Origin of the sequence: Rhizobium sp. WYCCWR 11152, from assembly GCF_013087615.1 — a bacterium.
GTDB lineage: Bacteria > Pseudomonadota > Alphaproteobacteria > Rhizobiales > Rhizobiaceae > Rhizobium > Rhizobium indicum.
On record NZ_JABFCP010000006.1, the window covers coordinates 103,449 to 126,224 of the forward strand.

A 22,776-nucleotide genomic window follows, 5' to 3' on the forward strand; every position below is an offset into this window, starting at 1 on the left:
GACCCTTGCAGGGCAAGTTAGTCGCTGCCAATACGCAAGAAGGAAACGCCCTTCCTCAAACCGCCTGCCCGCAAGCCCGGCAGAAGCGCCGCACCGTTTCCGCCATGCCGTATTCCAGCGCATCGGCGGTCAGCCCATGACCGATCGAGACCTCGGCAAGCTGGGGAATGCGCTTCACCAGATCAGGCAGGTTTTCGACCGTCAGATCGTGGCCGGCATTGACGGCGAGGCCGATTGCAAGGGCCGCATCCGCCGTCCGTCCAAGCGCCTCGAGGATCGGGGCCGCGCGCTCCGGCGCGTCGAAACAACCGCCATAGGGGCCGGTATAGAGTTCGATCCGGTCAGCGCCGACCGCCTTGGCGATCTCAACCGCCTGTGCATCCCCGTCACCATCGGCAAACAGCGACACCCGGCATCCCATCATCTTCAGCCGCGCGACGGAATCGGTCAGGAACGCGTGGTGCTTGCGGAAATCCCAGCCGTGATCGGAGGTCGCCTGCGCGGGATCGTCGGGCACCAGCGTCACCTGCTCGGGTGCCGCGCCTGCGCAGAGTTCGAAGAATTCCTCTGTGGGATAGCCCTCGATATTGAACTCGGCCTTGGGGAATTCGTCGTCGATCAGGTTGCGGATCACAGGCAGGTCGGAAAAGCGGATGTGCCGCTGGTCGGGGCGCGGATGCACCGTCAGGCCGCTCGCACCGGCGGCAAGGGCTAATCGCCCGAGCGCTTCGACGCTCGGCCAGGGCAGATCGCGCCGGTTGCGCAGCATGGCGATGGCGTTGAGATTCACGGAGAGCTTGGCGGGCATGGCTGATATCCATCGGTCACGGAAACGGGAGGCCTGCTTTTAAGCCAAGGCCCGTGCGATGGCCAATGAGATTCGCAGATGGATGCGATGCCGATCGTTGATGCGCATCGCTGTCGGGCGGGCATTCGACCGCACCTGCGTACCGCAAACAGTAATTCTCGTCGCTGTTGAAGATGACCGGCCGATACCGCAATGCAGCGCATGTTTTGCTGCAGCACACCCGAAAACCTCGGCAAAATATGCCGTCACGTTGCTATCCCATTTAAAAGAGATTATTTTTAGCACTTATAAAAAAGATCGTTCACGCATAACGTGGACATCGTATCGCGTAGAGTACGCCGCGTACTGCTTCTTTCCCAATGAGAAGAACGCCTAGAGGAAACCCCACTCGCCGCGCATGGGAAGCAACTGGCAAAGCCGCATGAGGTGCAACAACATGCCCCAGGAGGGTTCATGCCAGACGGTTCCAAACGCCTGTTTGCCACCGCCGGTATCGCTTCGGAGGCCCGATCGAAATATCGGTTCCTGCCTTCAGCCGCGCTACCGCCGGATCTACCTGATGGTCCGGTGCCCATTGCCGACATGGCAAACGCATTCGGCGTCACGCACAGGACACTGCATTTCTATGAAGAGAAAGGGTTGATTTCAGCCAACCGCATCGGCCTGATGCGGGTCTACGGCCAGGACGATGTGATGCGCATGGCCGTCATCACAGTCTGCCGCGAAACCGGCATGCCGATCGCCGTCATCCAGGAACTGATGGACGAACTCCGCAACGCCGATTCGCAGGAAACGGCCGAGGCAATGTTCCGAGATGCCCTGCAGGTGCGCAAGCGCGAACTGACGGCGGAGATGTCGACGCTGCACCGCCAGCTTCAGCAGGTCGGCGACCTCCTTGACTACGACGGCAGCATCGAGGAGCCGCCGTTAAACGACAATCAGGACAGTGCAAGCCTGACCCCGCAGGAGCGGCGTTGCCTGGAACTGATGGCGGAGGGTTATTCCACCCAGCGCATCGCCCGGGCGCTCGACCTGAAACATGATGAAACCCGTGACCTGGAGGCCGGAATCATCCTGAAATTCCGCGCCAACAACCGCTTCCAGGCCATTGCCAAGGCAGTTCTGCTCGGTATCGTGCAGGCTTAACGCCACCCGCCCAAGACACGGCCGCCACCGTTTCTTCTTCACCACTCCAGATGGCGAATGAGACCTAGCGCGGGTGCGACTGGGATCAGCGGACGATCGTCAGCGTCTCCGCCGCGCGCGTGATCGCGGTATAGAGCCAGCGTTCCCGGGTATCGCGAAATGCCCAGCTCTCGTCGAAGAGCACGACATCGTTCCATTGCGAACCCTGCGCCTTGTGAACGGTCAGCGCATAGCCGAAGTCGAACTCGTCGTAGCGTTTGCGGGTGTTCCAGGGAATCTCGCCCTCGACATCCTCGAAGGCCTGCTTCAGCAGTTTGATCTTGGCCGCTCCCCGGTCCATGTCGTCATCCTCAGGGCGGACGAGCAGATTGATGCCGGGTTTCGTCGTTTCCTTCGACGAGGTCATCACCTGCCAGAGCGAACCGTTGAGCAGGCCCTTGGCCGGATCGTTCCTCAGGCAGACGAGCTTGTCGCCGGTCTGCGGATAATCGGCATTGAAGCCTTTCAGCTCGCGCAGGCGCTGATTGTAACGCCGCCGCGTGCGGTTGGTACCGACGAGCACCTGGTCGGCATCGAGCACCAGCTGCTGCGTCACCTCGTTCTTCGAGATCACCTTGGCCGTGCCGTAATCGCCGTACATCACCTCGTTGCCTTCGCGCACCTGCATGGCAAGCTTGATGATCGGATTGTCGCGCGCCTGCCGGTGGATATCGGTGAGCAGGTAGTCCGGATCCTGATTGGTGAAGTAGCCGCCGCCGGTCACCGGCGGCAGCTGGCCGGGATCGCCGAGCACCAGGATCGGCGTGCCGAAGCTCATTAGATCCTTGCCAAGCGCCTCGTCCACCATCGAGCATTCGTCGACGATGATCAGCGCCGCCTTCGCGACCGGGCTTTGCCGGTTGATCGAAAACATCGGCGCGATCGAGGTCTTGCCTGTTTCCTCGTCTTCCACCGCCTCCTCGCCGCGCGGCCGGTAGATCAACGAATGGATCGTCCGGGCGTTGGAGGCGCCCCGCGAGCGCAGCACCTGCGCCGCCTTGCCGGTGAAGGCGGCAAACAACACGTCGCCATCGACATTTTCGGCAAAATGCTTGGCAAGCGTCGTCTTTCCCGTTCCGGCATAGCCGAACAGGCGAAAGAGCGGCGAGCGCCCTTCCTTCAGCCATTTCGAAACAGCCTTCAGGGCTTCATCTTGTTGCGGCGCAAATTGCATGATCGCAGGACTTGGCAGGATTCGCGGGCTTTAGGCAAGGCGGAAAACGGCAAATCGCCCGGCCGGACGATCATCAGTTCCACTGCCGGTCCGCGCCGCTCGCGCACATCGACGGGTCCTGCCCCATAGCCTCGGTGAGAAAATCCAGAACCGTCTTGACGCGCAGCGGCATGTTGCGCCGCGAGGGATAGACGACGGTCACCGGCAGCCGGCTCGGCTGGAAATCCTTCATCACGGGGACCAGCCGACCGGCGGCAATATCGGGCATCGCGATGATGTGCGAAAGCACGGCAAGACCCGCTCCAGCAAGGGCTGCCCGGTGAATGGCGACGGCATTGCAGGCGGTCAGCCGCGGTGAGATCCGGACCGATATGTCTTCCGAACCGTTCGAGAAGGACCAGCTATTGGCCTCGCCTGCCCTGTTGTAGCACAGGCATTCATGGTCCTTGATCTCCTTCGGTGCGCGGGGAGCCGCCCTGCGTGCGAGATAGGCGGGAGATGCAACGAGGAAGGCGGTCGTCCAGCCGATCCGCCGGCAGACGAGGCTGCTGTCGGCGACCTGGCCCAAGCGCACTTCGAGATCCAGGCGCTCCTCGATCATATCCGAGCCCTGCTCCCTGAAGATGAGTTCGACCGAGAGCTTCGGATGGGCGGCAAGAAGATCGCCGAGCCGCTCGCTGAGATACAGGCCGAGTGGTGCTGGAACGCTGAGCCTGACCTTTCCCGAGGCCATGGCTCCGTCCGATCCGGCCGCATCGCCAAGCTCCTCAACCGCTTCGAGAATCCGCAGCGCCATCGGCAGCATCCGCTCCCCCTCTGCCGTCAGCGACAGACCGCTCGTCGTGCGATGCAGGAGGCGAGTATTGAAATGGCCTTCGAGGGCTGCGACCTGTCGCGAGACCGCCGGCTGCGTCACGTCGAGATCGTGCGCCGCCGCCGAGAACGAACCCGTCTCCACGACGCGTTGAAAGGTCCGCAATGCCGAAACGATATCCATCCCCTGCCCCTCATACTTTTGCGCATAGGCTTTATGCAGCCAGACTAAGCGAGAATGGCTTTACAGTCCAGCAATTAAGGATATCTTTTATCCATAAGGATACTTAATATCCTTAATTGAAGGAGAGACACATGACCCAGCGACTGAACTACGCCCAGCAGTCCCCCGAGCTTTTCAAGAAATTCATGGAATTCAGCATGGCGCTGAAGAGCAGCGTGATCGACGAGAAGCTGCAGGCCCTCGTCGAGATCCGTGCCTCGCAGATCAATGGATGCGGCTTTTGCCTCGATATGCATGTGAAGCAGGCCAAGATCCACGGCGAGACGGAACTGCGGATCTACCACGTCGCCATCTGGCGGGAATCGAACCTGTTCGTTCCCCGCGAGCGTGCAGCCCTTGCCTGGACCGAAGCACTGACCAAGCTTCCCGAGGGCGGCATTCCCGACGAGATTTACGAACGGGTGCGCGGCCAGCTTTCCGAGAAGGAAATCTCGGACCTGACTTTCGTCGTCATGGCGATCAATGCTTGGAACCGTGTCAATGTCGGCTTCAAGACCGTGCCCGGCACGGCCGACAAGGCCTATGGCCTCGACAGGGCCGGCCTGAACTAAACCGCGCAATTCATTGAGAAGATTCACCATTGACGCTGCCGCGCCGCGGCAGCGAACGGAGATCCATTATGAAAATCGTTGTCATCGGCGGAACCGGCCTTATCGGCTCGAAGACTGTCGAACGCCTGCGCAAACGCGGCCATGACGTGATTGCCGCCTCGCCGAACTCCGGCGTCAACACGATCACGGGAGAAGGACTGGCGGAGGCGCTTTCGGGTGCCGAAGTCGTGCTCGACCTCGCCAACTCGCCCTCATTCGAGGACAAGGCCGTGCTCGAATTCTTCGAAACCTCGGGCCGCAATCTTCTCGCCGCCGAGAAAGTGGCCGGCGTCAAGCACCATATCGCCCTCTCTGTCGTCGGCACCGAACGTCTGCAGGAAAGCGGCTATTTCCGCGGCAAGCTTGCCCAGGAAAAGCTGATCAAGGCGTCGGGCATTCCCTATACCATCGTGCATTCGACGCAGTTCATGGAATTCCTCGGCGGCATCGCTCAATCGGGCAGCGTCGGCCAGACGGTCCGCCTATCGCCGGCCTATGTGCAGCCGATTGCTTCCGACGACGTGGCGGACGCCATGGCGGACGTGGCCCTCTCTGCTCCGGCCAACGCGACGCTCGAGATCGCTGGTCCGGAACGGGCGCGCCTCAGCGAGCTCGTCGCCCGCTATCTGAAGGCCATGAAAGACCCGCGCACCACCGAGGCTGATGTCGAGGCGAGATATTTCGGCGCAAGACTGAACGACCAGTCGCTCATTTCCGACAACAACCCGCGGCTTGGTTCGATCACCTTCGAGCAGTGGTTCGCAAAGTCCGCCCAGCCGACATGATTGACGTGCCCTCAAGACGCGACCCCTCGGGCGCGTCTTCCCCCGACCCAGCAACCATGGAGATTCCGATGATCAGAACATTTTTCCTCGCCGCCGCCCTCGCCTTTCCGGCTACCACCGGCGTCACCGCCCATGACAGCAGCGAGTCTGCGAAGGTGACACTCGTCTATGAGCACGAGCTTCCGAACGTGCCGGGCAAGAGCATCAAGGGCGTGCTGGTCGAATACGGCCCGGGCGGCTTCTCCGAAGGCCACACCCATCCCGACACGGCCTTCATCTACGCCACCGTGCTCGAAGGAGCGATCCGCAGCCAGGTCAATGACGGCCCGGTCAAGGTCTATCAGGCGGGAGAAAGTTTCTCCGAAATGCCGGGCGATCGTCACGGTGTCAGCGCCAACGGCAGCGAAACCAAGCCCGCCCGCCTGCTCGCCGTCTTCGTCGTCGACACCAACCAGAAAGAACTGACCTATCCGCTCAACAAGTGACGATCCGCATTACAGCGCCGCGCGTCTTTTCAGACGCGCAAAGGACGCTGTAACACTTTCACCCCTCGCATCGGCCCGAAATCGGTTCCGATTTTCGGGCCGATGCGATACCGCCTGCGCAGGCCTGATGCTTGCGCCGGCGACCGAGATGCTGAATCATGTGCGGCCCGCACCCCGGAGACAGAGAGATGATTGACGACACCCTCTTCGGCAAACCTCTGATATCCCTGATAACAGTCGGATTCGCCGGTATCGTCGTCTGGCATCTGCTCTCCCGTCATCGGCCGACGACGCGGCTGGTGGTGCAGATCCTCTTCTTTGCAGTAATGACGCTGATCCTCGTCGGCAGCGGCATCGAACCCCACCGGTTTCAAGGATATGAGTCCGAGGATCCGCGGGCCCTGCTCGTCATCGTCGCAAAAACACTCTGGTGGATCCATCTGGCATGGGCCGTCATCGGTTTCATCAGGCTCTATCTGGTGCTGGAGGGCAGTCCGCGAGAGGCTCGCCTGCTCCAGGATCTGGTTATCGGCGTCGTCTATATCGGTATGGCCCTATCGGTTCTGGCCTTCGTCTTCGGCGTGCCGATCGGAACCCTCGTCGCAACCTCGGGCGTGGTCGCCATCATTCTCGGTCTGGCGCTGCAGAATACGCTCGCCGACGTCTTCTCCGGCATCGCCCTGACCCTCGGCCGGCCATATGTCATCGGTGACTGGATCCTTCTCAGCGACGGCACAGAGGGGCGCGTCGTCGAAAGCAATTGGCGCGCGACACACATCCTGACCAGTGGCAATAATATCGTCGTTCTGCCGAACAGTTTTCTGGCAAAGCTCGGCCTGACGAATGTAAGCCGGCCGGACGAGACCCATCTCTTGATCCTTACCATCCGCATCGCCCCGACGCGGATGCCGGCATCGGTCCGCCAAGTCATGGCAACGGCGCTTGCGAGCTGCAATTCGATCGTGCGCGAGCCGCCGCCGGTCGTAGCACTCAAGGGGCTGGATGCCACGGCGCTTGAGGTCGAGCTGCAGTTCCGGGTGACGAGCCCGAGCCAGCGGGTGCCGGCGCGGAACGAGGTGCTCGATCTCGTCTATCGCCACTGCAAATCCGCCGGCCTGCTGCTGGCCATTCCGCCGTCGGCGACGGTGCTGACCGCCGATCTGCCGACAGAAGAAAGCACAAAGCCGCCGAGCGTAACGCCGCTTGCCCTGATCGAGGCCATTCCGGTCTTTACGACGCTGACATCAGATGAGAAGCGCAGGCTCGCCGAAACCACGACTGTCCGGGAGTTCCGCAAAGGCGATGTGATCGTGCGGGAGGACGAAATGCTCCCCTCACTGATGATGGTGCGCGCCGGCATCATCGCGGCGCGGAACGCAGGCGAGGAACGCGGACGGCTCGCGCCGGGCGATTTTTTTGGAGAGACCGGACTGCTCGCCGGCATGCAGGAAGTCTGCACCATGGAAGCTCTGACCCCCGTGACCGCCTATGAGATCGATCAGGAGGCCTTCGCGCCGCTGCTAAGCGAACGCCCGGCGCTGGCGGAAGAAATCGCCGACCACCTCGCCAGCCGCGCCGAGCGTTTCCGCAACGGCGCTTCCTTGCCCCCGGAACATGCCCGCAATGCGCATGCGATCCTGAAGACCATCAGGACCATCTTCAAGGCATAGCGATCGGCACCCCCGCTCAGCCAGCGCGCTTGAGCACCCATTCGAACGTGCTCCGCCAAATGTCGGCCGGCACTTCCTCGGACAAGGTGCCGACCAGATCGGAAAGCCGGACGCGCCTCAGCGTATCACGCCAGGCCTCGTCGGCCTCCCACATGATGCGCGCCACCGCGCATGGCTTGCTGTCGCAATATCCTTCCGGCCGGCAGGGATTGTTTGCCCGGATGTTCGTACAGGTGAAGCTGCGGGCCTTCCCCTCGACCGCCTCGACGATCTCCAGAAAGTTGATATCCGAGGGGGTCTTGGCAAGCCTGTAGCCGCCACTCGGACCGAGCGTGGTCTCGACCAGCGATGCCTGCGAAAGGCTCTGCAGTGCTTTGGAGAGATATTCCTTCGGCAGACCATGAAGCTCGGCGAGCGCCTTGGTGGAAAGATACCTGCCCTCTGGCAGGCCCGCGAGAATGGCGCAGCAGTGAAGCGCCCACTCTACCTGGCTTTTCAGGATCATTCAGCAACTCGTGTGATGGTTGGTTCTGCCAATGGAATTAAGGACATATCATATCCGAAAACCGGCATGATGTAAATGAGCTGCAAAAGCAGCGTGTTGCTGCCTGAACGGCGATGCGGGCTCCGATCTCCCTCAGCCCCCGTTCTCGTCCTCTCCCTGCGTCAGCTCATTTTCAATTCCGGCGATCAGCTTGCGCAGCAGCGCCGCGAGCGCCTCGCGCTCCTTTCCGTCAAGAGCCTGCAGAAACGAAGATTCGCTCGCCATGTCGGTGCGGAAGGCCTTCTCGGCGAGTGCCGCGCCCGCCTCGCTCAATGCCACCAATACGCTGCGCCCGTCACGCGGCGATTTCTCCCGGCGGATCAGGCCCGCCTTCTCCAGCCGGTCGAGCCTGTGGGTCAGGCCTCCCGAGGAGATCATCAGCGCCGAATACATGTCCGTCGGGGTCAGTCGGTAAGGCGGTCCGGAACGGCGAAGCGTTGCGATCACGTCGAATTCTCCGCGGTCGAGACCAAAATCGGCAAAGGTCGCCTCAATGCTCGGGCGCACCAGGTTCGACAGCCGAAAGGCCCGGCCCAGGATCGCCATCGGCTCGGTGTCGAGGTCGGGCAGTTCCAGCGCCCATTGCCGGCGCAGCCGGTCGACATGATCCTCGTAGGAGCTGTCACCTTTAGTTCCATTCGTCATTTTCTGCCTCATATGCCACCACAGCCGAGACATACACCTTCCATCCACATCAAGGAAGATATCTTGACAGGAAGACAGTTTTGAGGATATATCTTCTCGCGAAGATAGTTTTGCGATCGCAAATGGCACCAGCAGGAGGCACGTGATGTTCAGTATTCTTCGCCACCAGGAACCGCGACCCGATCAGAGCCGCACGGTCCGCTTCGAAGGCCGCGACCATGGCGGCGAGATATCGCTTTTCCTGGTCGACAATGAGCCCGGCCAAGGGCCTGACCTGCATGTCCACCCCTATTCCGAAACGTGGGCAGTCAGGAAAGGCGAAGCCGAATTCACCGTAGGCGACGCCAAGACCCGCGCCTTTCCCGGCGATATCGTCGTCGTGGCCGCCAACATTCCCCACCGTTTCGAGAATGTCGGCACCGGACGGCTCGAAATCGTCTGCATTCATGCCAGCGACGAGATCGTGCAGGAGTTTGTGTGAGGCAAAGCCGCCTCAGAAGACAACCTCCACAAGACAAAGGAAGAGGAGAGAACCGCAATGCCTAAGATGATCTTCGTGAACCTGCCGGTGATAGATCTTGCCGCTGCGACCCGTTTCTATGACGCGATCGGCTGCAGCAAGAACGAACAGTTCAGCGATCACCAGGCGTCGAACATGGTCTGGTCCGAGGCCATTATCTTCCACTTGCTGACACGCGATTTCTTCGCGAGTTTCACGCCGAAACCCGTTGCCGAAGCGCAGAAGGCGAGCGAGATGCTGATCGCGCTGACGATGGACAGCCGTGAAGACGTGGACGCTATCGTCGAGGCAGCCGCAGTCGCTGGCGGCAAAGCCGATCCGCGCGCGCCGACGGACATGGGCTGGCTCTACAACCGTGCCTTCGAGGATCCCGATGGCCATATATTCGAAGCGGTCTGGGTCGACATGGCGGCGGCGACCGCCTCTGGTCAATAGCCGGCAAAGCGTCCGGCGACGTGCCGCGGGCGAAACGGGCTTCGACCCACCTCGCCCGCCATGAAAACTTTTGCTGCGCCTGGAATAAAACCACCGCGCCTCGTGTCTCATCTCAGGTATCGCAAGATTGCGTGCCCAATCTGAGGAGAGACATCATGACATCCGTGAAATTCCTGTCCGTCCTGGCGGCCGCCGCCCTTGCCGCGACCGCTGCTTTCGCCGCCCCTCCCGTCAAGGAAGTCGAATCCGCCAAGGGCAAGGTGCTCGCCGGCGAAAACGACATGACCCTCTACACGTTCAAGAAGGACGCCAAGGGCGTTTCCAACTGCTACGACGATTGCGCCAAGAACTGGCCGCCGCTGATGGCTGCTGGCGACGCCAAGGCCGATGGTGCATATTCGATCATCGATCGCAAAGATGGCACGAAGCAATGGGCCAAGGACGGCATGCCGCTCTATTTCTGGGTCAAGGACACGAAGGCCGGCGACATCACCGGCGATGGCGTCGGCGGCAACTGGGATCTCGCCAAGCCTTGATCGCGAAGACCCCGATCACAAGCGAGTTGCCGGCGTGAAAACACCCGCACCCGAAACCTTCGAGGGCCAGATCCTGGCCCTCCTGCCCTCGCTCAGGCGCTATTCGCGCAGCCTGACGCGCTCGGATGCCGATGGCGAGGACCTGCTCCAGGATTGTGTCGAAAAGGTTCTCACGCGCCGCGGCCAATGGCGCGGCCTCAACCTGCGCGGCTGGGTCCTGACCATCATGACCAATCTCTACCGCAACAGCCGGCGCGGCAAAACGCGCGACGGCCTTGTCGAGCTCGGTGCCGCAGAGGATCTGGCCGCGTACGAACCGCCGGCCGATCCGCTGGAACGCGCCCGGCTGGACGATGCGCTGAACAGCCTGTCGGAGGAACACCGCGCCGTGCTGATGCTCGTGGTCATCGAGGGATACACCTATGGCGAGGTCGCCGTCGCGCTCGATATCCCGATCGGCACCGTCATGTCGCGCCTGTCGCGCGCCCGCCGGCGCGTCGCCGAGCGATTGAAGGCCGACAACATCATTACGCTTCGGAGACCGAAATGAACGAGACCAATCCGAGCGTCACCGAAGCCGACCTTCACGCCTATGCCGACGGCCAGTTGCCGCAAACGGCGCGCGCCCGCATCGAGACCTTCCTGGCCGACAATCCCGACGAGGCGGCGATGGTCGCCGAATGGCAGGCGCAGAATTCAGACATCCGATCGTTGTTTGCCGGTTATGAGAAGGCGAAGGACACCGATCCTCTGCTCGTCGTCCCCCCGCGCGCCGTTTCATCGGGACCGAAACGCTGGGCGATCGCCGCATCGGCCCTCCTCATCTTCACGCTCGGCGCCGTCAGCGGCCATTATGGCCCCGCACTTCTGGAAAAGCCGGAGTTGCAGCTTGCCGGCTCCGAAACCTTGCCGAAACAGGCCCAGACCGCGTTTACGGTCTATGCCGCCGAGGTTCGCCATCCCGTCGAGGTCTTTGCAAACGAGGAGGTCCACCTCGCCACCTGGCTCGGTAAGCGCCTGGCAATCCAGAACCTCAAGATCCCGAACCTGCAGCCGCTCGGCTTCAAGCTTGTCGGCGGCCGCCTGTTGCCGGTCGACGGCAGGCCGGGCGCCATGTTCATGTATGAAAACCAGGCCGGCGAGCGCCTGACCGTCATGGTCGGCCGCAACACGGACAACCGCACGACGAGCTTCCGCTTCGCCTCATCAGGCAATCTCGAAACCTTCTACTGGATCGACGGCGAACTCGGTTATGCCGTCACCGGCGAAATCTCCCGCGAGACGCTGCGGGAGGTAGCCGAGGAGTGCTACAAGCAGTTCCCGTCCTAGAGCAATTCCAGGAAAAGTGCAAAGCGGTTTTCCGTCCGGAATTACGTCAAAAAACAAAAGGTTAGAGCGGTTATGCGCTTCCGTGAACAGCTGAACCGATCTAAGGATCAGCGTGAGGGATCGTTGCCGAGCTCGATCGGCCGTCCATGCGGCGTCGCCTCCGCCGCCCGCTGCCAGCTCTGCTGCAGTGCCAGGATCGTTTCCGCGTCGGCGATGCCGTTGTCGACGATGAGGTCGGAGAGTGCCGCCACCCAGCAGTCAAAATAGTCGCTGCCATCTTCGGCCCGGCCAGGCTTGTGCAACTGCGCGGAAAGCGTTTCAGCCCATTCGCTCCAGCTGAACAGGCCTTTTGCGTGCAGGTGCACGGTCATGGCAAAAGTTTCCGCTGCCCATGGCTCCGGAAAAACCGGCTCGCCCTCCGGCGACCTCGGCAGCCCGGACGATTGCGTCAGCGGCGACATTTCATGCTGGTTCAAGATAGCTCTCCCAGGCATCGATCGACACGGTCAGCGTCGGATCGGCATCTCCGCCCCAGATCTCCGCGCCGTCGAAAACGACCGTATAAAGCCATTGCGGGTTTTCGCCCTTGCCATGGGCATTGTCGTCGGGAAAGACGAACGAACCCTGCACTGCTTCGACCACACCGGTCCTGGCCCTGGCATAACGCGGCAGGCGGGTATGCGTCGCCGGATTGAAATTCTTCGTCCTCACCGTCTCGCCGACCGCAAAGAGCGGTGCTGTCTCGACAGGACGATCGCAAGGGCCCCCTTTCGCCATAACGCCGGGCACCATGTCCGCCTTGAGCACCCGCTTCGGAACGGCTCCTGGCTGCTGCGCATGACCAGACAGCAATTCCGCGCGCGTCGCAAAGCCGTGCCGTTCGAGCAGCTTGTCGATGCCGCGGATCCAGATCTCGTAATAACTCGCGGCGAGGTAATCGGCCGGCGGAATATTCTCGCGCGCATGCCGGCTTTCATCGATGTTCCATGCGCCGAAAGCGCCGCAGGAAAGCGTGATGCCGAGCGCCCGCTTTTCCCATTCGGCATGGAAACAGGGCTCGTCCTTTTCGGGCGCGACAGGACCGAAGCCCATCTGCCCGCCGAGATCGTGCGGCCCGTTCATGTGGCGCTCCCCGGGCTGCGGGCAACGGCCGTGCCGATCATCGCATCGCGGCTGACGAGGCCAGCGAGTGTCTGCTCATCCATTCCGTCGGTCCCTTCGGGCCGCTCAGGAATGACGAGATAACGCAGTTCCGCCGTCGAATCCCAGACGCGGATCTTCTTGTCCTCCGGCAGCGTCAGCCCGAACTCGGCCAGCACGCCGCGCGGATCGATGACGGCGCGCGAGCGATAGGCCGGCGCCTTGTACCAGACCGGCGGCAGGCCGAGCACCGACCAGGGATAACAGGAGCAGAGCGTGCAGACGACGAGGTTATGGGTCTCGGCCGTGTTGAAGACGGCGCGCATGTGCTCGCCCTGCCGGCCGGTATAGCCGAGGCTGGCAATGGCCGCCGTCGCATCACGCTTTAGCCAGTCGGCAAAATCGGCATCGCTCCAGGCCTTGGCGACGACATGCGCGCCGTTTCTCGGTCCCACCTTCGTCTCATAGGTCTCGACGATCGCATCGATCGCCGCCGGATCGATCAGCCCCTTCTCCGTCAGCAACGTTTCCAGCGCCTTCACGCGCGCCTGCATGTCGGAATAATGATTGTCATGATCGTGCCCGTGAGCATGGTCGTCGTCATGGTCGTGCAAGGCGAAGCCCTCCCGAAACTGCCCGCTATTTCTAACATATGCCGCAGGCTCGCCAAGCCCTTCTATGTCTCATGCGCTTTCCGCTAATCTCCTGCCATGAACATTCTGATTCTCGGCGCAACCGGCTTCATAGGCTCTGTCGTCGCGGTCCGGCTGGTCGCCGACGGCCACGCCGTGACTGGGCTCGGCCGTAATCCCACGCGTGCACGCCTGAAACAGCCGGCGATCGACTGGCAGCGCGCGGATCTCTCGCGCATGACAAAACCAGCGGATTGGGACGAGATCCTCAAGGACCAGAATGTCGTCGTCAATTGCGCCGGCGCCCTGCAGGACGGCCTGTCGGATGATCTGTCGGCCACCCAGGCAGAGGCGATGCTGGCGCTTTATTCCGCAGCAAAGCGCTCGTCGCGCCCGCTGATAGTGCAGATATCGGCAAGGACAGCGGGAGCGGCGGGCGATCTTCCCTTCCTCGCCACCAAGCGGCGGGCCGACGAGGCGCTGGCGGCAAGCGGTCTGGCTTATCTCATTCTGCGCCCTGCCCTCGTTCTCGGCCGCAATGCCCATGGCGGCTCAGCGCTGCTGCGGTCGCTTGCCGCCTTTCCCCTGGTGCTGCCGCTGGTCCATGCCGAAAGTCCGGTCGAAACGCTTTCGGTGGACGATGTGGCGGAAGCCGTGTCGCGGGCAGTCTCCGGCGGCATCTCCGGCGATATCGATCTTGCCGCCGACGAAGTTCTGCCGCTCGCCGATCTCGTCCGCCTTCACCGCCAGTGGCTCGGCCTGCCGCCCGCTCGCGTGTTCGCTCTCCCCCGCTGGCTTGCCAGCCCGGTGACGTGGCTGGCCGATCTATCAGGACTGCTCGGTTGGCGTTCGCCGCTGCGCTCGACGGCGATGACTGTCATGTCCGAAGGCGTGCGGAGCTCGAAAACAGGGAGCAGCCTTCCCACGACACCCGCGGCAGCGACGCTCTCGGCCAATCCCTCCGGCGTACAGGATCTCTGGTTTGCCAGGCTCTATCTTCTGAAGCCGCTCGTCATATCAGGCCTATCCGTTTTCTGGCTGCTCTCCGGTCTGATCCCGCTGCTGACATCGGAGAAGACGTCCGCTCACTTCCTGCCGTTCATGCCTGAGGCCGCAGCAACGGCGTTGACGCTTGCAACCTGCCTGATCGATATCGTTCTCGGCGCCGCCGTCCTCCTTCGCCCGCTGGCGAAACGCGCCCTTCTCGGCATGCTGGCCGTGTCGTTCGCCTATCTTGCCGGCGCCAGCCTGCTCGAACCCGCACTCTGGCTCGATCCGCTCGGTCCCCTCGTCAAGGTGCTGCCATCGATCCTGCTGACGCTCACCGCACTTGCCACGCTGGATGAACGCTGATGCTTGAGGAATGGCTGCTGCTTGCCCATGTCATCGGCGCGACCGTGCTCTTCGGCACCGGCGCCGGCATCGCCTTCTTCATGGTGATGGCGCACCGGACACGCGATCCCCGTCTGATCGCCCATGTCGCCAGCACGGTTGTCATCGCCGACACCCTCTTCACCGCCACCGCAGCCATTGTCCAGCCGGTGACCGGCTATCTGCTGGCCCGGTCGATCGGCTGGGAGCTGTCGGAGGGATGGATTGCGCTGTCGCTGCTGCTTTATGTCGTGACCGGCCTGTTCTGGCTGCCGGTCGTCTGGATCCAGATCCGCTTGCGCGATCTTGCCCGCGCAGCAGCAGCGGCGGGAAAAGCCCTGCCGCCGGCCTATTTCAGCCTTTACCGCATCTGGTTCGCCTGCGGTTTTCCGGCCTTCTTCGCCGTCATCGGCATTCTCTGGCTGATGCTTATTAAGCCGGCAATCACTCTATTTTAGCATCGGCCAGAGGCTTAGCACCAAGAGTACCGCCATGCTGATATTGAACCATTTCAGCCGCACCGGATCGGAAAGCCATTCTCTCAACGCCGAGCCGAAGCCGGCCCATGTCGAAACGCTAGGCACATTGACTGCCGCAAAAGCGAGACCGACGATCAGCACGCTGACTAGGTAGAGTTGCGGATTGGTATAGGTCGCCATCGCCGTGACCGCCATCACCCAGGCTTTCGGGTTGACCCACTGGAAGGCCGCCGCCGCGACGAAGGACATCGGCTCGACGGCGCTGCGGCCCTCGCTGAGCGAGCGCGAAGAGGCTATCTTCCAGGCGATCCAGACGAGATAGGCGCCGCCCGCAAACTTCAGCACCATATAGACCATGGGCACGGTGTGCAGCAGCGCGCCGAGCCCAAGGCCAACGCCGATCAGCAACGAGAAAAAGCCGGCGCCGATGCCGAACATATGCGGGATCGTCCTGCGGAAACCAAAATTCACCCCCGATGCGAAAAGCATCATATTGTTCGGTCCCGGCGTGATCGAGGTCGTGAAGGCAAAGAGAACGAGGGCGAGAAATGTATCCAGCGGCATGCGACCTCCCGAAGCCAGCTTTTCTGCGGCCTGTTATTTAGGTCAGCATAACTGTCCTAAACCGCCGGTGCCATTACATCATTGTCATGGTGACAGGATTACTTGAAAGATGGCGACCCGGCCCAATCTCCTGTCGAAGGGACAGAAAACCATGCAGGACGACCCGATTCCATCGATCACATTCCCAAACGGCACTGAGGTGCCAGCGCTCGGCCAGGGCACCTGGGCCATGGGCGAGGATGCCGGCCATGCCAAGGCCGAGATCGAAAGCCTCAAGGCCGGCATCGATCTCGGCATGACGCTGATCGACACCGCCGAAATGTATGGCGACGGTGGCGCCGAAGAGATCGTCGGCCAGGCGATCAGGGGCCGGCGCGACGAGGTCTTCATCGTCAGCAAGGTCTATCCCTGGAATGCCAGCCTGAAAGGCACGATCGAGGCCTGCGAGCGCAGTCTAGAACGGCTGGGCACCGATCGCATCGATCTTTATCTGCTGCACTGGCGCGGAGACCATCCGCTCACAGAGACCGTCGCCGCCTTCGAAATGCTGAAGGCATCCGGCAAGATCGGCGCCTGGGGCGTCTCCAACTTCGACACCGACGACATGGAGGAGCTGCTCGGCGTGCCCGACGGCGCCAATGTCGCCGCCAACCAGGTGCTCTATAACCTTTCCCGCCGCGGCATCGAGTTCGATCTGCTGCCCTGGTGCCAGAGCCGCGGCATTCCCGTCATGGCCTATTCGCCGATCGAACAGGGAAGCATCCTGCACCATCCCGAACTGATCCGCATCGCCAAGGCCTATCAGGCGACACCGGCCCAGCTGGCGCTCGCCTTCCTGCTCGAACGCGACGGCGTCATCGTCATTCCGAAGACCTCGAATGCCGAACGCGCCGCGGAAAACCGCGACTGCGTCTCGCTCGATATCACCGACGACGACTGGGATGCCTTGGACGCCGCCTTCCCGCCGCCCACAAAGAAAAAGCCGCTAGAGATGCTTTGACCTTCAGCGGCTTTCCCATCTATTGCAGCATCGGGTTTGGATGCCCAGGCTGTATTTCTACATGCCCGGGCTGTAATCTTACATGCCCGGGCTGTGTAATATTTACATGCCCTGCACGCCGCGGTTCATCGCCGCAATGCCGGTACGGCAAACCTCGATGAGGCCAAGCGGCTTCATGATCGCCACGAACTGATCGATCTTCGACGATTTGCCGGTGATCTCCAGAATGAAGTGACCGACCGTCGCATCCACCACCTTGGCATGGAAGGCATCGGCAAGGCGCAGGGTCTCGGCGCGCATCTCGCCCTCGCCAATCACCTTGATCAGTGCCACTTCGCGCTCGATCGGCCGGTCCTGGCCGAGTTCGCGGGCGCGCACCGTCAGGTCGACGACGCGATGCACCGGCACGATGCGTTCCAGCTGCGCCTTGATCTGCTCCAGCACCTGCGGCGTGCCGCGTGTGACGACGGTGATGCGGGAAAGATGCGCCTGATGCTCGGTCTCGGAGACCGTCAGGCTCTCGATATTGTATCCGCGGCCGGAAAACAGGCCGATGACCCGGGCAAGAACCCCCGGTTCGTTGTCGACGAGAACCGAAAGCGTGTGGCTTTCGACCGCCGCCGTTTCCGGCGAGATGAAGTAAGCGGAGCCCGTGGGCTGTAGGTGTGCGTTCATGGTCTTGAGTTTCCTCTTCCCTGCCGCATAACCCTGAAAATCGAAAGCGATTTTCGGAAAGGATTATGCGTAAATTAAAAATGTCAAACGAGCGCGCGGCCCTTGGCGTCGATCGCATTGGCGACCGCTTCGTCGGTGGCTTCGTCCGGCAACAGCATTTCGTTATGGGCCTTGCCCGAGGGGATCATCGGGAAGCAATTGGCGAGATTGGCGACGCGGCAATCGAAGATGACCGGCTTTCTGACCTCGATCATCTCGAGAATGGTGTCATCGAGCTGATCCGGCTTTTCGCAGCGCAGGCCGACGGCGCCATAAGCTTCTGCCAGCTTAACGAAATCGGGCATCGCCTCCGTGTAGGAATTCGACAGGCGGTTGCCGTGCAGCAGCTGCTGCCACTGGCGCACCATGCCCATGTACTGGTTGTTCATGATGAAGATCTTGATCGGCGCATCGTGCTGGATCGCCGCCGACATTTCCTGGATACACATCTGGATCGACGCGTCACCGGCAATGTCGATGACGAGACTGTCGGGATGGGCAATCTGCACGCCAAGTGCGGCCGGCAGGCCGTAGCCCATCGTGCCGAGGCCGCCCGAGGTCATCCAGCGGTTCGGCTGCTCGAAGCCGAAGAACTGTGCCGCCCACATCTGGTGCTGGCCGACCTCGGTGGTGATGTAGGTATCGCGGTCCTTAGTATGGGCGAAGAGCCGCTCTAGCGCATATTGCGGCATGATGACGTCATTGCTCTTCGTATAGGCGAAGGAGTTGCGCGCCCGCCAGCGGGCGATATCGGTCCACCAGTCATCGAGGCGGCCCTTTTCCGGTTTCTTCGGCAGCGCCCGCCACAGGCGGACCATGTCTTCAAGCACATGCCCGACATCGCCGCGGATGCCGATATCGACCCGGACGTTCTTATTGATCGAGGACGGATCGATATCGATATGGATCTTCTTCGAATTCGGCGAAAAGGCATTGAGACGGCCGGTGATGCGGTCATCGAAGCGGGCGCCGATGCAGACCATGACATCGCAGTCGTGCATCGCCATGTTGGCCTCGTAGGAGCCGTGCATGCCGAGCATCTTCAGCCAGTTCTTGCCTGAAGCAGGATAGGCGCCGAGGCCCATCAGCGTCGAGGTGATCGGGAAACCGGTGAGCTCGACCAGCTCGCGCAGCAGCTTGGAAGCCTCGGGGCCGGAATTGATGACGCCGCCGCCGGAGTAGATGATCGGACGGCGCGCATTCGCCATCAGCTCGATCGCGGCATGGATCTGGTTGAGGTCGCCCTGGATCTTCGGCTGGTAGCTCTTCTGGATCGCGTAATCGGCGGGCGGCGTGTAGGTGCCGGTCGCAAACTGCACGTCTTTCGGAATATCGACGACGACGGGGCCTGGACGGCCGGACTGGGCGATGCGGAAGGCCTCGTGAATGACGGCGGCGAGCTGGTTGACATCCTTGACCAGCCAGTTGTGCTTGGTGCAGGGCCGGGTGATGCCGACCGTATCGCATTCCTGGAAGGCGTCAGAGCCGATCAGTGGGGTCGGAACCTGGCCGGTCAGGCAGACGAGCGGGATCGAATCCATCAGCGCGTCCTGCAGTGGCGTGACGGCATTGGTAGCGCCCGGACCCGAGGTCACCAGCATGACGCCAACCTTGCCGGTGGAGCGGGCGTAACCTTCGGCCGCATGGCCGGCTCCCTGCTCGTGGCGGACGAGGATGTGCTTGACGTCCTCCTGCTGGAAGATCTCGTCATAGATTGGCAGGACCGCGCCGCCGGGATAGCCGAAGATATGTTCGACGCCGTTGTCCTTCAGCGCCTTGAGAACGATCTCCGCTCCCGTCATCCGATTGCCTGCCGCCTGATTGTCCGTGCTCATCTGTCTGTTCCGTTTGATGCTGGGATTGCGTTTGTGGCCGGAAGCCCTGATTTCGGGCATAAAAAAAGGCCCCTGAGGAGCCTGTCATCTAGCGCATGGGTGGCTATTGCCGGATGGTTACACCATCCTGCCCATGCGCTTTCCCACCACGATAAGAGCCGTTGCGATTTTCATGGTCGGAAGTGATAGACAGAAAATTTCGCAGCGTCAACGCATGCCGCAATAAAAAACTGCCCCACGCCTGCATCCCCGAAAATCGATAGGATGAAGGATTTGTTAAAGGATCGACTTTATTCTTCTACGCTACCGCATGGAGTAGCCCTTTGCTCAACAACGACTTGCGCACGTCTGGCAAGGCAGGCGAGCATGATCGCCGCGATGGCCATGCGCCGGGAAATCGCTTTCTCGGCCGCGTGGTTGCATGCAGCGGCTCCCGGGCGACGATCGCCGCCGTCGCCGAACAGGGCGGCACGGATCTTACCGAACTCTGGTCCGTGGGACGGCTGATTTCGATCAGCGTCGGCCGCAACCGCGTCGTCGCGCTCGTCTATCAGATGAACACCGGCAGCCATGCCTGGGGCGAAGGCGAAGACAATATTTTCAAGATCGAGACCGAGCTGCTCGGCGAGGTCCGTGTCGACGAGGACGGGCGAGAGGAATTCTCGACCGGCATCTCGCGTTATCCCTATCTCGGCGCCATCGCGCACCGCATCCGATCCGCAGACCTGATGCGCATCTACGATGCCGGCGAGGGCACGACCGCCGTCATCGGTAAGCTGACGCAGGACGAAAGCATCGATGCGGCGATCCATATCCCCTCGATGCTCTCCAAGCATTTCGCCGTCGTCGGCTCGACCGGCGTCGGCAAGTCGACGGCCGTGTCGCTGCTCCTGCACAAGGCGATCGCGGCGGACCCGAAGCTGCGTGTCCTGATCCTCGATCCGCATAACGAATTCGCCGCCGCATTTCCTCAGCACGCCGTCACCATCGATACCGATACGCTTGACCTGCCCTTCTGGCTGATGCGGTTGGAGGAGTTCGCCGAAGTCGTCTTTCGCGGCCGCCCGCCGGTGCCCGAGGAGCTCGACATGCTGCGCGATATCCTGCCGGAAGCCAAGCGCGCCTTCCGCGGCAGCGACAACTCGCTGGTGCGCCGGACGACGGAAAAAAGTTCGATCACCGCCGATACGCCGGTTCCCTACCGCATGGCCGATCTGCTGGCGCTGATCGACGAGCGCATCGGCCGCCTGGAGGGCCGCTCGGAAAAGCCCTTCCTGCGGTCGCTGAAGATGCGCCTCATCGCTGCGATCAACGATCCGCGCTATCACTTCATGTTCTCCAACAACACGATCAGCGACACGATCACCGAAACCATCGCGCAGATCTTTCGAATCCCTGGCGAGAACCGGCCGATCTGCACCTTCCAGCTTGCCGGCATTCCTTCCGAGGTCGTCAATTCGGTCGCCTCGGTGCTCTGCCGCATGGCCTTCGAGGTGGCGTTGTGGAGCGACGGCGCCATCCACATGCTCGTCGTCTGCGAGGAAGCTCACCGCTATATCCCCTCCGATCCGAGCCTCGGCTTCGTGCCGACGCGCCAGGCAATCGCCCGCATCGCCAAGGAAGGCCGCAAATACGGCGTTTCGCTCGGCATCATCACGCAGCGACCGGGCGAGCTCGACCAGACGATCCTGTCGCAGTGTTCGACGCTCTTTGCCATGCGCCTCGCCAACGACCGCGACCAGGAAATCATCCGCTCGGCCATCCCGAACTCGTCGATCTCGACCACGAGCTTCATCTCCTCGATCGGCAACGGCGAGGCGATCGCCTTTGGCGAGGCGATCAGCGTGCCGATGCGTATGCGTTTTTCCCGCGTCGACGAAAACCTCCTGCCGAAGGCGAGCAGCGCCAACAGCAAGCAAAGCGAGGAAGATCCAGATACGGTCGATCTGCGCAAGATCGTCACCCGCATGCGGGCTGTGACCGTCGGACCCGACATTTCGAATTTCCAGCAGAACTATGCCGCGTCCGTGGCAGGTTTCGACGAGACCGACGCAGCCGACGACGATCTCGACGCCAAGCCCTACGCCCCGCCCGCCTCTTCCGCCGCGCCGCCCGCCTCCGTACCGCTTGAATCCTACCGCCGCGAACTGCTGCCGCAGACGCCGCGGCTGGACCCGGCCACGTCACCCGCAATCGATCCCCGGCTGGACGCGCTCCGCCGCGAGATGCGTCGCGACGAGCCGGTCTTTCCCCGACCGACACCGCCGGCAGACCAGCCCGCGGTCTCCCGCCGGGAGCCCGGCACGTCGCTGCGCGAAAGCATCCTGAAGAAACCGCTGAGCAGCCTCTACAACAAGGATTGAGCCTTCAGCTCGCTCTCCAGGGCGATCAGAGACTCGACGGCCTCTCGCACCCGTTGCCGGTCCATCGTCCCGAGCGGTAAGAGAGGGCGTGGGAGCTCTGCCCTGGCGAGTGAGAGAAGGTCGACCAGCGTGTAGACCACGCGAAGGCTTCCGAACGCCTTGAACGTTTGCCAGAGCGGCTCGAGAAGACCATCGAGCCGACGCACTTCGCCGTCCTCGCCTGCAATTGCGGCCTTGGTCAGGGCAAGGGCGACGCGCGGAAGCAAGCCGCCGATGACGCTGTACCAGGCGTCAGCACCTGAAAGCAGCGCTTCGGCCGCGCCCCAGTCGCCGCTGTAGCCGATCGCAAGCCTGGTCTTCTCTCGCAATGCCGCCAGCTCGCCTGCGAAATCGCCGTCAGCAGGCAGAGGCATCTTCACGGCCCTGATCGTCTCGATATCGGATAGGCGCTGCAGAAGATCCCGGCTGAAGGTGAAGTGGGTCGTGCCGGGATTGTTGTAGATACAAAGCGGCAGCTTCGCCGCCTCGGTGACCGCCAGGAAATGCTCGTAGGCTTCGTCCTGGGTCAGCGGCGTGTAGGACACCGGCGCAAGCAGAAGAGCGTCTGCACCGGCGGCCTCGGCATCCCTTGCCAGGCTCCGGGCATGGTCTGTCCTCAGAGCACCGACGCCGACGACCACGGGAATACGACCGCGAACGCACTCGACCGCAGCCTCGACGGCTCGCCGTCGCTCCTCGCGTGTGAGAAAGGCGTAGATCCCGGTGCTGCCGAGAAGGCCTATCGAAGCCACGCCTGCATCACACAGGCGTTCCAGCAGGCGGCCGAGGGCTTCAGTGTCGACCCGGCCATCCCTATCGGCGGGCGTGGGCGGAAAGGCCGAAAGACCATGAAACGGAGCAGCGACAGACATGATG

26 protein-coding genes are annotated in these 22,776 nt (G+C 62.0%); 14 read left to right on the forward strand and 12 right to left on the reverse strand.

Features of this window, described 5'->3' with window-relative positions:
* Positions 1-55: 55 nt before the first annotated feature.
* Complete coding sequence (locus tag G9X67_RS06490; RefSeq protein WP_138330580.1) at positions 56-808, reverse strand: pyridoxine 5'-phosphate synthase; 753 nt, start codon at positions 806-808, stop codon at positions 56-58.
* Between the two features lie 453 nt (positions 809-1,261).
* On the opposite strand from G9X67_RS06490, the gene G9X67_RS06495 reads away from it, so the two are divergent.
* On the forward strand, positions 1,262-1,954 hold the full coding sequence (locus tag G9X67_RS06495) for a MerR family transcriptional regulator (protein ID WP_138330579.1): 693 nt from the start codon (positions 1,262-1,264) through the stop codon (positions 1,952-1,954).
* Positions 1,955-2,039: 85 nt separating this feature from the next.
* On the opposite strand, the gene G9X67_RS06500 is transcribed toward G9X67_RS06495, so the two are convergent.
* Positions 2,040-3,167 carry an ATP-dependent RecD-like DNA helicase gene (locus tag G9X67_RS06500; RefSeq protein ID WP_003560862.1) on the reverse strand — a complete coding sequence of 376 codons (1,128 nt, stop codon included), beginning with the start codon at positions 3,165-3,167 and terminating at the stop codon, positions 2,040-2,042.
* Positions 3,168-3,240: 73 nt separating this feature from the next.
* A complete protein-coding gene (locus tag G9X67_RS06505) occupies positions 3,241-4,164 on the reverse strand; it encodes a LysR family transcriptional regulator (protein WP_138330578.1) in 924 nt (307 codons plus the stop codon).
* Positions 4,165-4,295: 131 nt separating this feature from the next.
* On the opposite strand from G9X67_RS06505, the gene G9X67_RS06510 reads away from it, so the two are divergent.
* The 4 genes from G9X67_RS06510 to G9X67_RS06525 all read left to right on the forward strand — a co-directional run bounded on the left by G9X67_RS06510 (position 4,296) and on the right by G9X67_RS06525 (position 7,754).
* A complete protein-coding gene (locus tag G9X67_RS06510) occupies positions 4,296-4,775 on the forward strand; it encodes a carboxymuconolactone decarboxylase family protein (protein ID WP_138330577.1) in 480 nt (159 codons plus the stop codon).
* Positions 4,776-4,843: 68 nt separating this feature from the next.
* Complete coding sequence (locus G9X67_RS06515; protein WP_138330576.1) at positions 4,844-5,599, forward strand: SDR family oxidoreductase; 756 nt, start codon at positions 4,844-4,846, stop codon at positions 5,597-5,599.
* A 68-nt stretch (positions 5,600-5,667) separates the two neighbouring features.
* Positions 5,668-6,084 (forward strand): cupin domain-containing protein, encoded by a 417-nt coding sequence (locus tag G9X67_RS06520; RefSeq protein WP_138330575.1) that lies wholly within the window; start codon positions 5,668-5,670, stop codon positions 6,082-6,084.
* Between the two features lie 188 nt (positions 6,085-6,272).
* Positions 6,273-7,754 carry a mechanosensitive ion channel family protein gene (locus G9X67_RS06525; protein ID WP_171598389.1) on the forward strand — a complete coding sequence of 494 codons (1,482 nt, stop codon included), beginning with the start codon at positions 6,273-6,275 and terminating at the stop codon, positions 7,752-7,754.
* 16 nt (positions 7,755-7,770) lie between these two features.
* On the opposite strand, the gene G9X67_RS06530 is transcribed toward G9X67_RS06525, so the two are convergent.
* A complete protein-coding gene (locus G9X67_RS06530) occupies positions 7,771-8,259 on the reverse strand; it encodes an Rrf2 family transcriptional regulator (RefSeq protein ID WP_012758212.1) in 489 nt (162 codons plus the stop codon).
* Positions 8,260-8,391: 132 nt separating this feature from the next.
* Positions 8,392-8,943, reverse strand: coding sequence for a MarR family transcriptional regulator (locus tag G9X67_RS06535; RefSeq protein ID WP_138330573.1), 552 nt, complete (start codon positions 8,941-8,943; stop codon positions 8,392-8,394).
* A 145-nt stretch (positions 8,944-9,088) separates the two neighbouring features.
* Between G9X67_RS06535 and G9X67_RS06540 the strand changes: the two genes are divergently transcribed.
* The 5 genes from G9X67_RS06540 to G9X67_RS06560 all read left to right on the forward strand — a co-directional run bounded on the left by G9X67_RS06540 (position 9,089) and on the right by G9X67_RS06560 (position 11,763).
* Positions 9,089-9,424, forward strand: coding sequence for a cupin domain-containing protein (locus tag G9X67_RS06540; RefSeq protein ID WP_138330572.1), 336 nt, complete (start codon positions 9,089-9,091; stop codon positions 9,422-9,424).
* A 57-nt stretch (positions 9,425-9,481) separates the two neighbouring features.
* Entirely contained in the window at positions 9,482-9,898 is a 417-nt protein-coding gene (locus G9X67_RS06545; protein ID WP_138330571.1) for a VOC family protein, read from the forward strand.
* Between the two features lie 155 nt (positions 9,899-10,053).
* On the forward strand, positions 10,054-10,434 hold the full coding sequence (locus tag G9X67_RS06550) for a hypothetical protein (protein ID WP_138330570.1): 381 nt from the start codon (positions 10,054-10,056) through the stop codon (positions 10,432-10,434).
* Positions 10,435-10,468: 34 nt separating this feature from the next.
* Positions 10,469-10,984 carry a sigma-70 family RNA polymerase sigma factor gene (locus tag G9X67_RS06555; protein WP_171598390.1) on the forward strand — a complete coding sequence of 172 codons (516 nt, stop codon included), beginning with the start codon at positions 10,469-10,471 and terminating at the stop codon, positions 10,982-10,984.
* Positions 10,981-11,763, forward strand: a complete 783-nt coding sequence (locus G9X67_RS06560; RefSeq protein ID WP_138330568.1) for an anti-sigma factor — start codon at positions 10,981-10,983, stop codon at positions 11,761-11,763. The genes G9X67_RS06555 and G9X67_RS06560 overlap by 4 nt, the downstream gene beginning before the upstream one ends.
* Positions 11,764-11,870: 107 nt before the next feature.
* Here the strand turns inward: G9X67_RS06560 and G9X67_RS06565 are convergent, their stop codons facing one another.
* From G9X67_RS06565 to nthA, 3 genes are read right to left on the reverse strand one after another with little or no spacing between them, the layout of a single operon-like run.
* Positions 11,871-12,239: a nitrile hydratase accessory protein gene (locus tag G9X67_RS06565; protein ID WP_138330567.1), complete on the reverse strand. Its 369-nt coding sequence runs from the start codon at positions 12,237-12,239 to the stop codon at positions 11,871-11,873.
* Entirely contained in the window at positions 12,226-12,885 is a 660-nt protein-coding gene (gene nthB, locus G9X67_RS06570) for a nitrile hydratase subunit beta (protein WP_138330566.1), read from the reverse strand. Before nthB ends, G9X67_RS06565 begins: the two co-directional genes overlap by 14 nt.
* Complete coding sequence (gene nthA / locus G9X67_RS06575; RefSeq protein ID WP_138330565.1) at positions 12,882-13,517, reverse strand: nitrile hydratase subunit alpha; 636 nt, start codon at positions 13,515-13,517, stop codon at positions 12,882-12,884. Before nthA ends, nthB begins: the two co-directional genes overlap by 4 nt.
* Positions 13,518-13,613: 96 nt before the next feature.
* Here nthA and G9X67_RS06580 point away from each other — a divergent pair, with 96 nt between their 5' ends.
* Both G9X67_RS06580 and G9X67_RS06585 read left to right on the forward strand, forming a co-directional pair.
* The gene (locus G9X67_RS06580) at positions 13,614-14,888 is read left to right on the forward strand and encodes an SDR family oxidoreductase (RefSeq protein ID WP_171598391.1); all 1,275 of its coding nucleotides are present in this window, start codon (positions 13,614-13,616) and stop codon (positions 14,886-14,888) included.
* On the forward strand, positions 14,888-15,364 hold the full coding sequence (locus tag G9X67_RS06585) for a DUF2269 domain-containing protein (protein ID WP_138330564.1): 477 nt from the start codon (positions 14,888-14,890) through the stop codon (positions 15,362-15,364). The genes G9X67_RS06580 and G9X67_RS06585 overlap by 1 nt, the downstream gene beginning before the upstream one ends.
* On the opposite strand, the gene G9X67_RS06590 is transcribed toward G9X67_RS06585, so the two are convergent.
* A complete protein-coding gene (locus tag G9X67_RS06590; protein ID WP_138330563.1) occupies positions 15,356-15,949 on the reverse strand; it encodes a LysE family translocator in 594 nt (197 codons plus the stop codon). The genes G9X67_RS06585 and G9X67_RS06590 overlap by 9 nt on opposite strands.
* Before the next feature lie 151 nt (positions 15,950-16,100).
* Between G9X67_RS06590 and G9X67_RS06595 the strand changes: the two genes are divergently transcribed.
* Positions 16,101-16,949 (forward strand): aldo/keto reductase, encoded by an 849-nt coding sequence (locus G9X67_RS06595; protein WP_138387175.1) that lies wholly within the window; start codon positions 16,101-16,103, stop codon positions 16,947-16,949.
* A 102-nt stretch (positions 16,950-17,051) separates the two neighbouring features.
* On the opposite strand, the gene ilvN is transcribed toward G9X67_RS06595, so the two are convergent.
* On the reverse strand, positions 17,052-17,624 hold the full coding sequence (ilvN, locus tag G9X67_RS06600) for an acetolactate synthase small subunit (protein WP_003541288.1): 573 nt from the start codon (positions 17,622-17,624) through the stop codon (positions 17,052-17,054).
* Positions 17,625-17,707: 83 nt separating this feature from the next.
* On the reverse strand, positions 17,708-19,498 hold the full coding sequence (locus G9X67_RS06605; protein WP_138330562.1) for an acetolactate synthase 3 large subunit: 1,791 nt from the start codon (positions 19,496-19,498) through the stop codon (positions 17,708-17,710).
* Between the two features lie 323 nt (positions 19,499-19,821).
* On the opposite strand from G9X67_RS06605, the gene G9X67_RS06610 reads away from it, so the two are divergent.
* On the forward strand, positions 19,822-21,861 hold the full coding sequence (locus G9X67_RS06610) for an ATP-binding protein (protein ID WP_138330561.1): 2,040 nt from the start codon (positions 19,822-19,824) through the stop codon (positions 21,859-21,861).
* Here G9X67_RS06610 and G9X67_RS06615 read toward each other — a convergent pair.
* Complete coding sequence (locus G9X67_RS06615) at positions 21,846-22,772, reverse strand: dihydrodipicolinate synthase family protein (protein WP_138330560.1); 927 nt, start codon at positions 22,770-22,772, stop codon at positions 21,846-21,848. The two genes, G9X67_RS06610 and G9X67_RS06615, sit on opposite strands and share 16 nt — an antisense overlap.
* Positions 22,773-22,776: the final 4 nt, after the last annotated feature.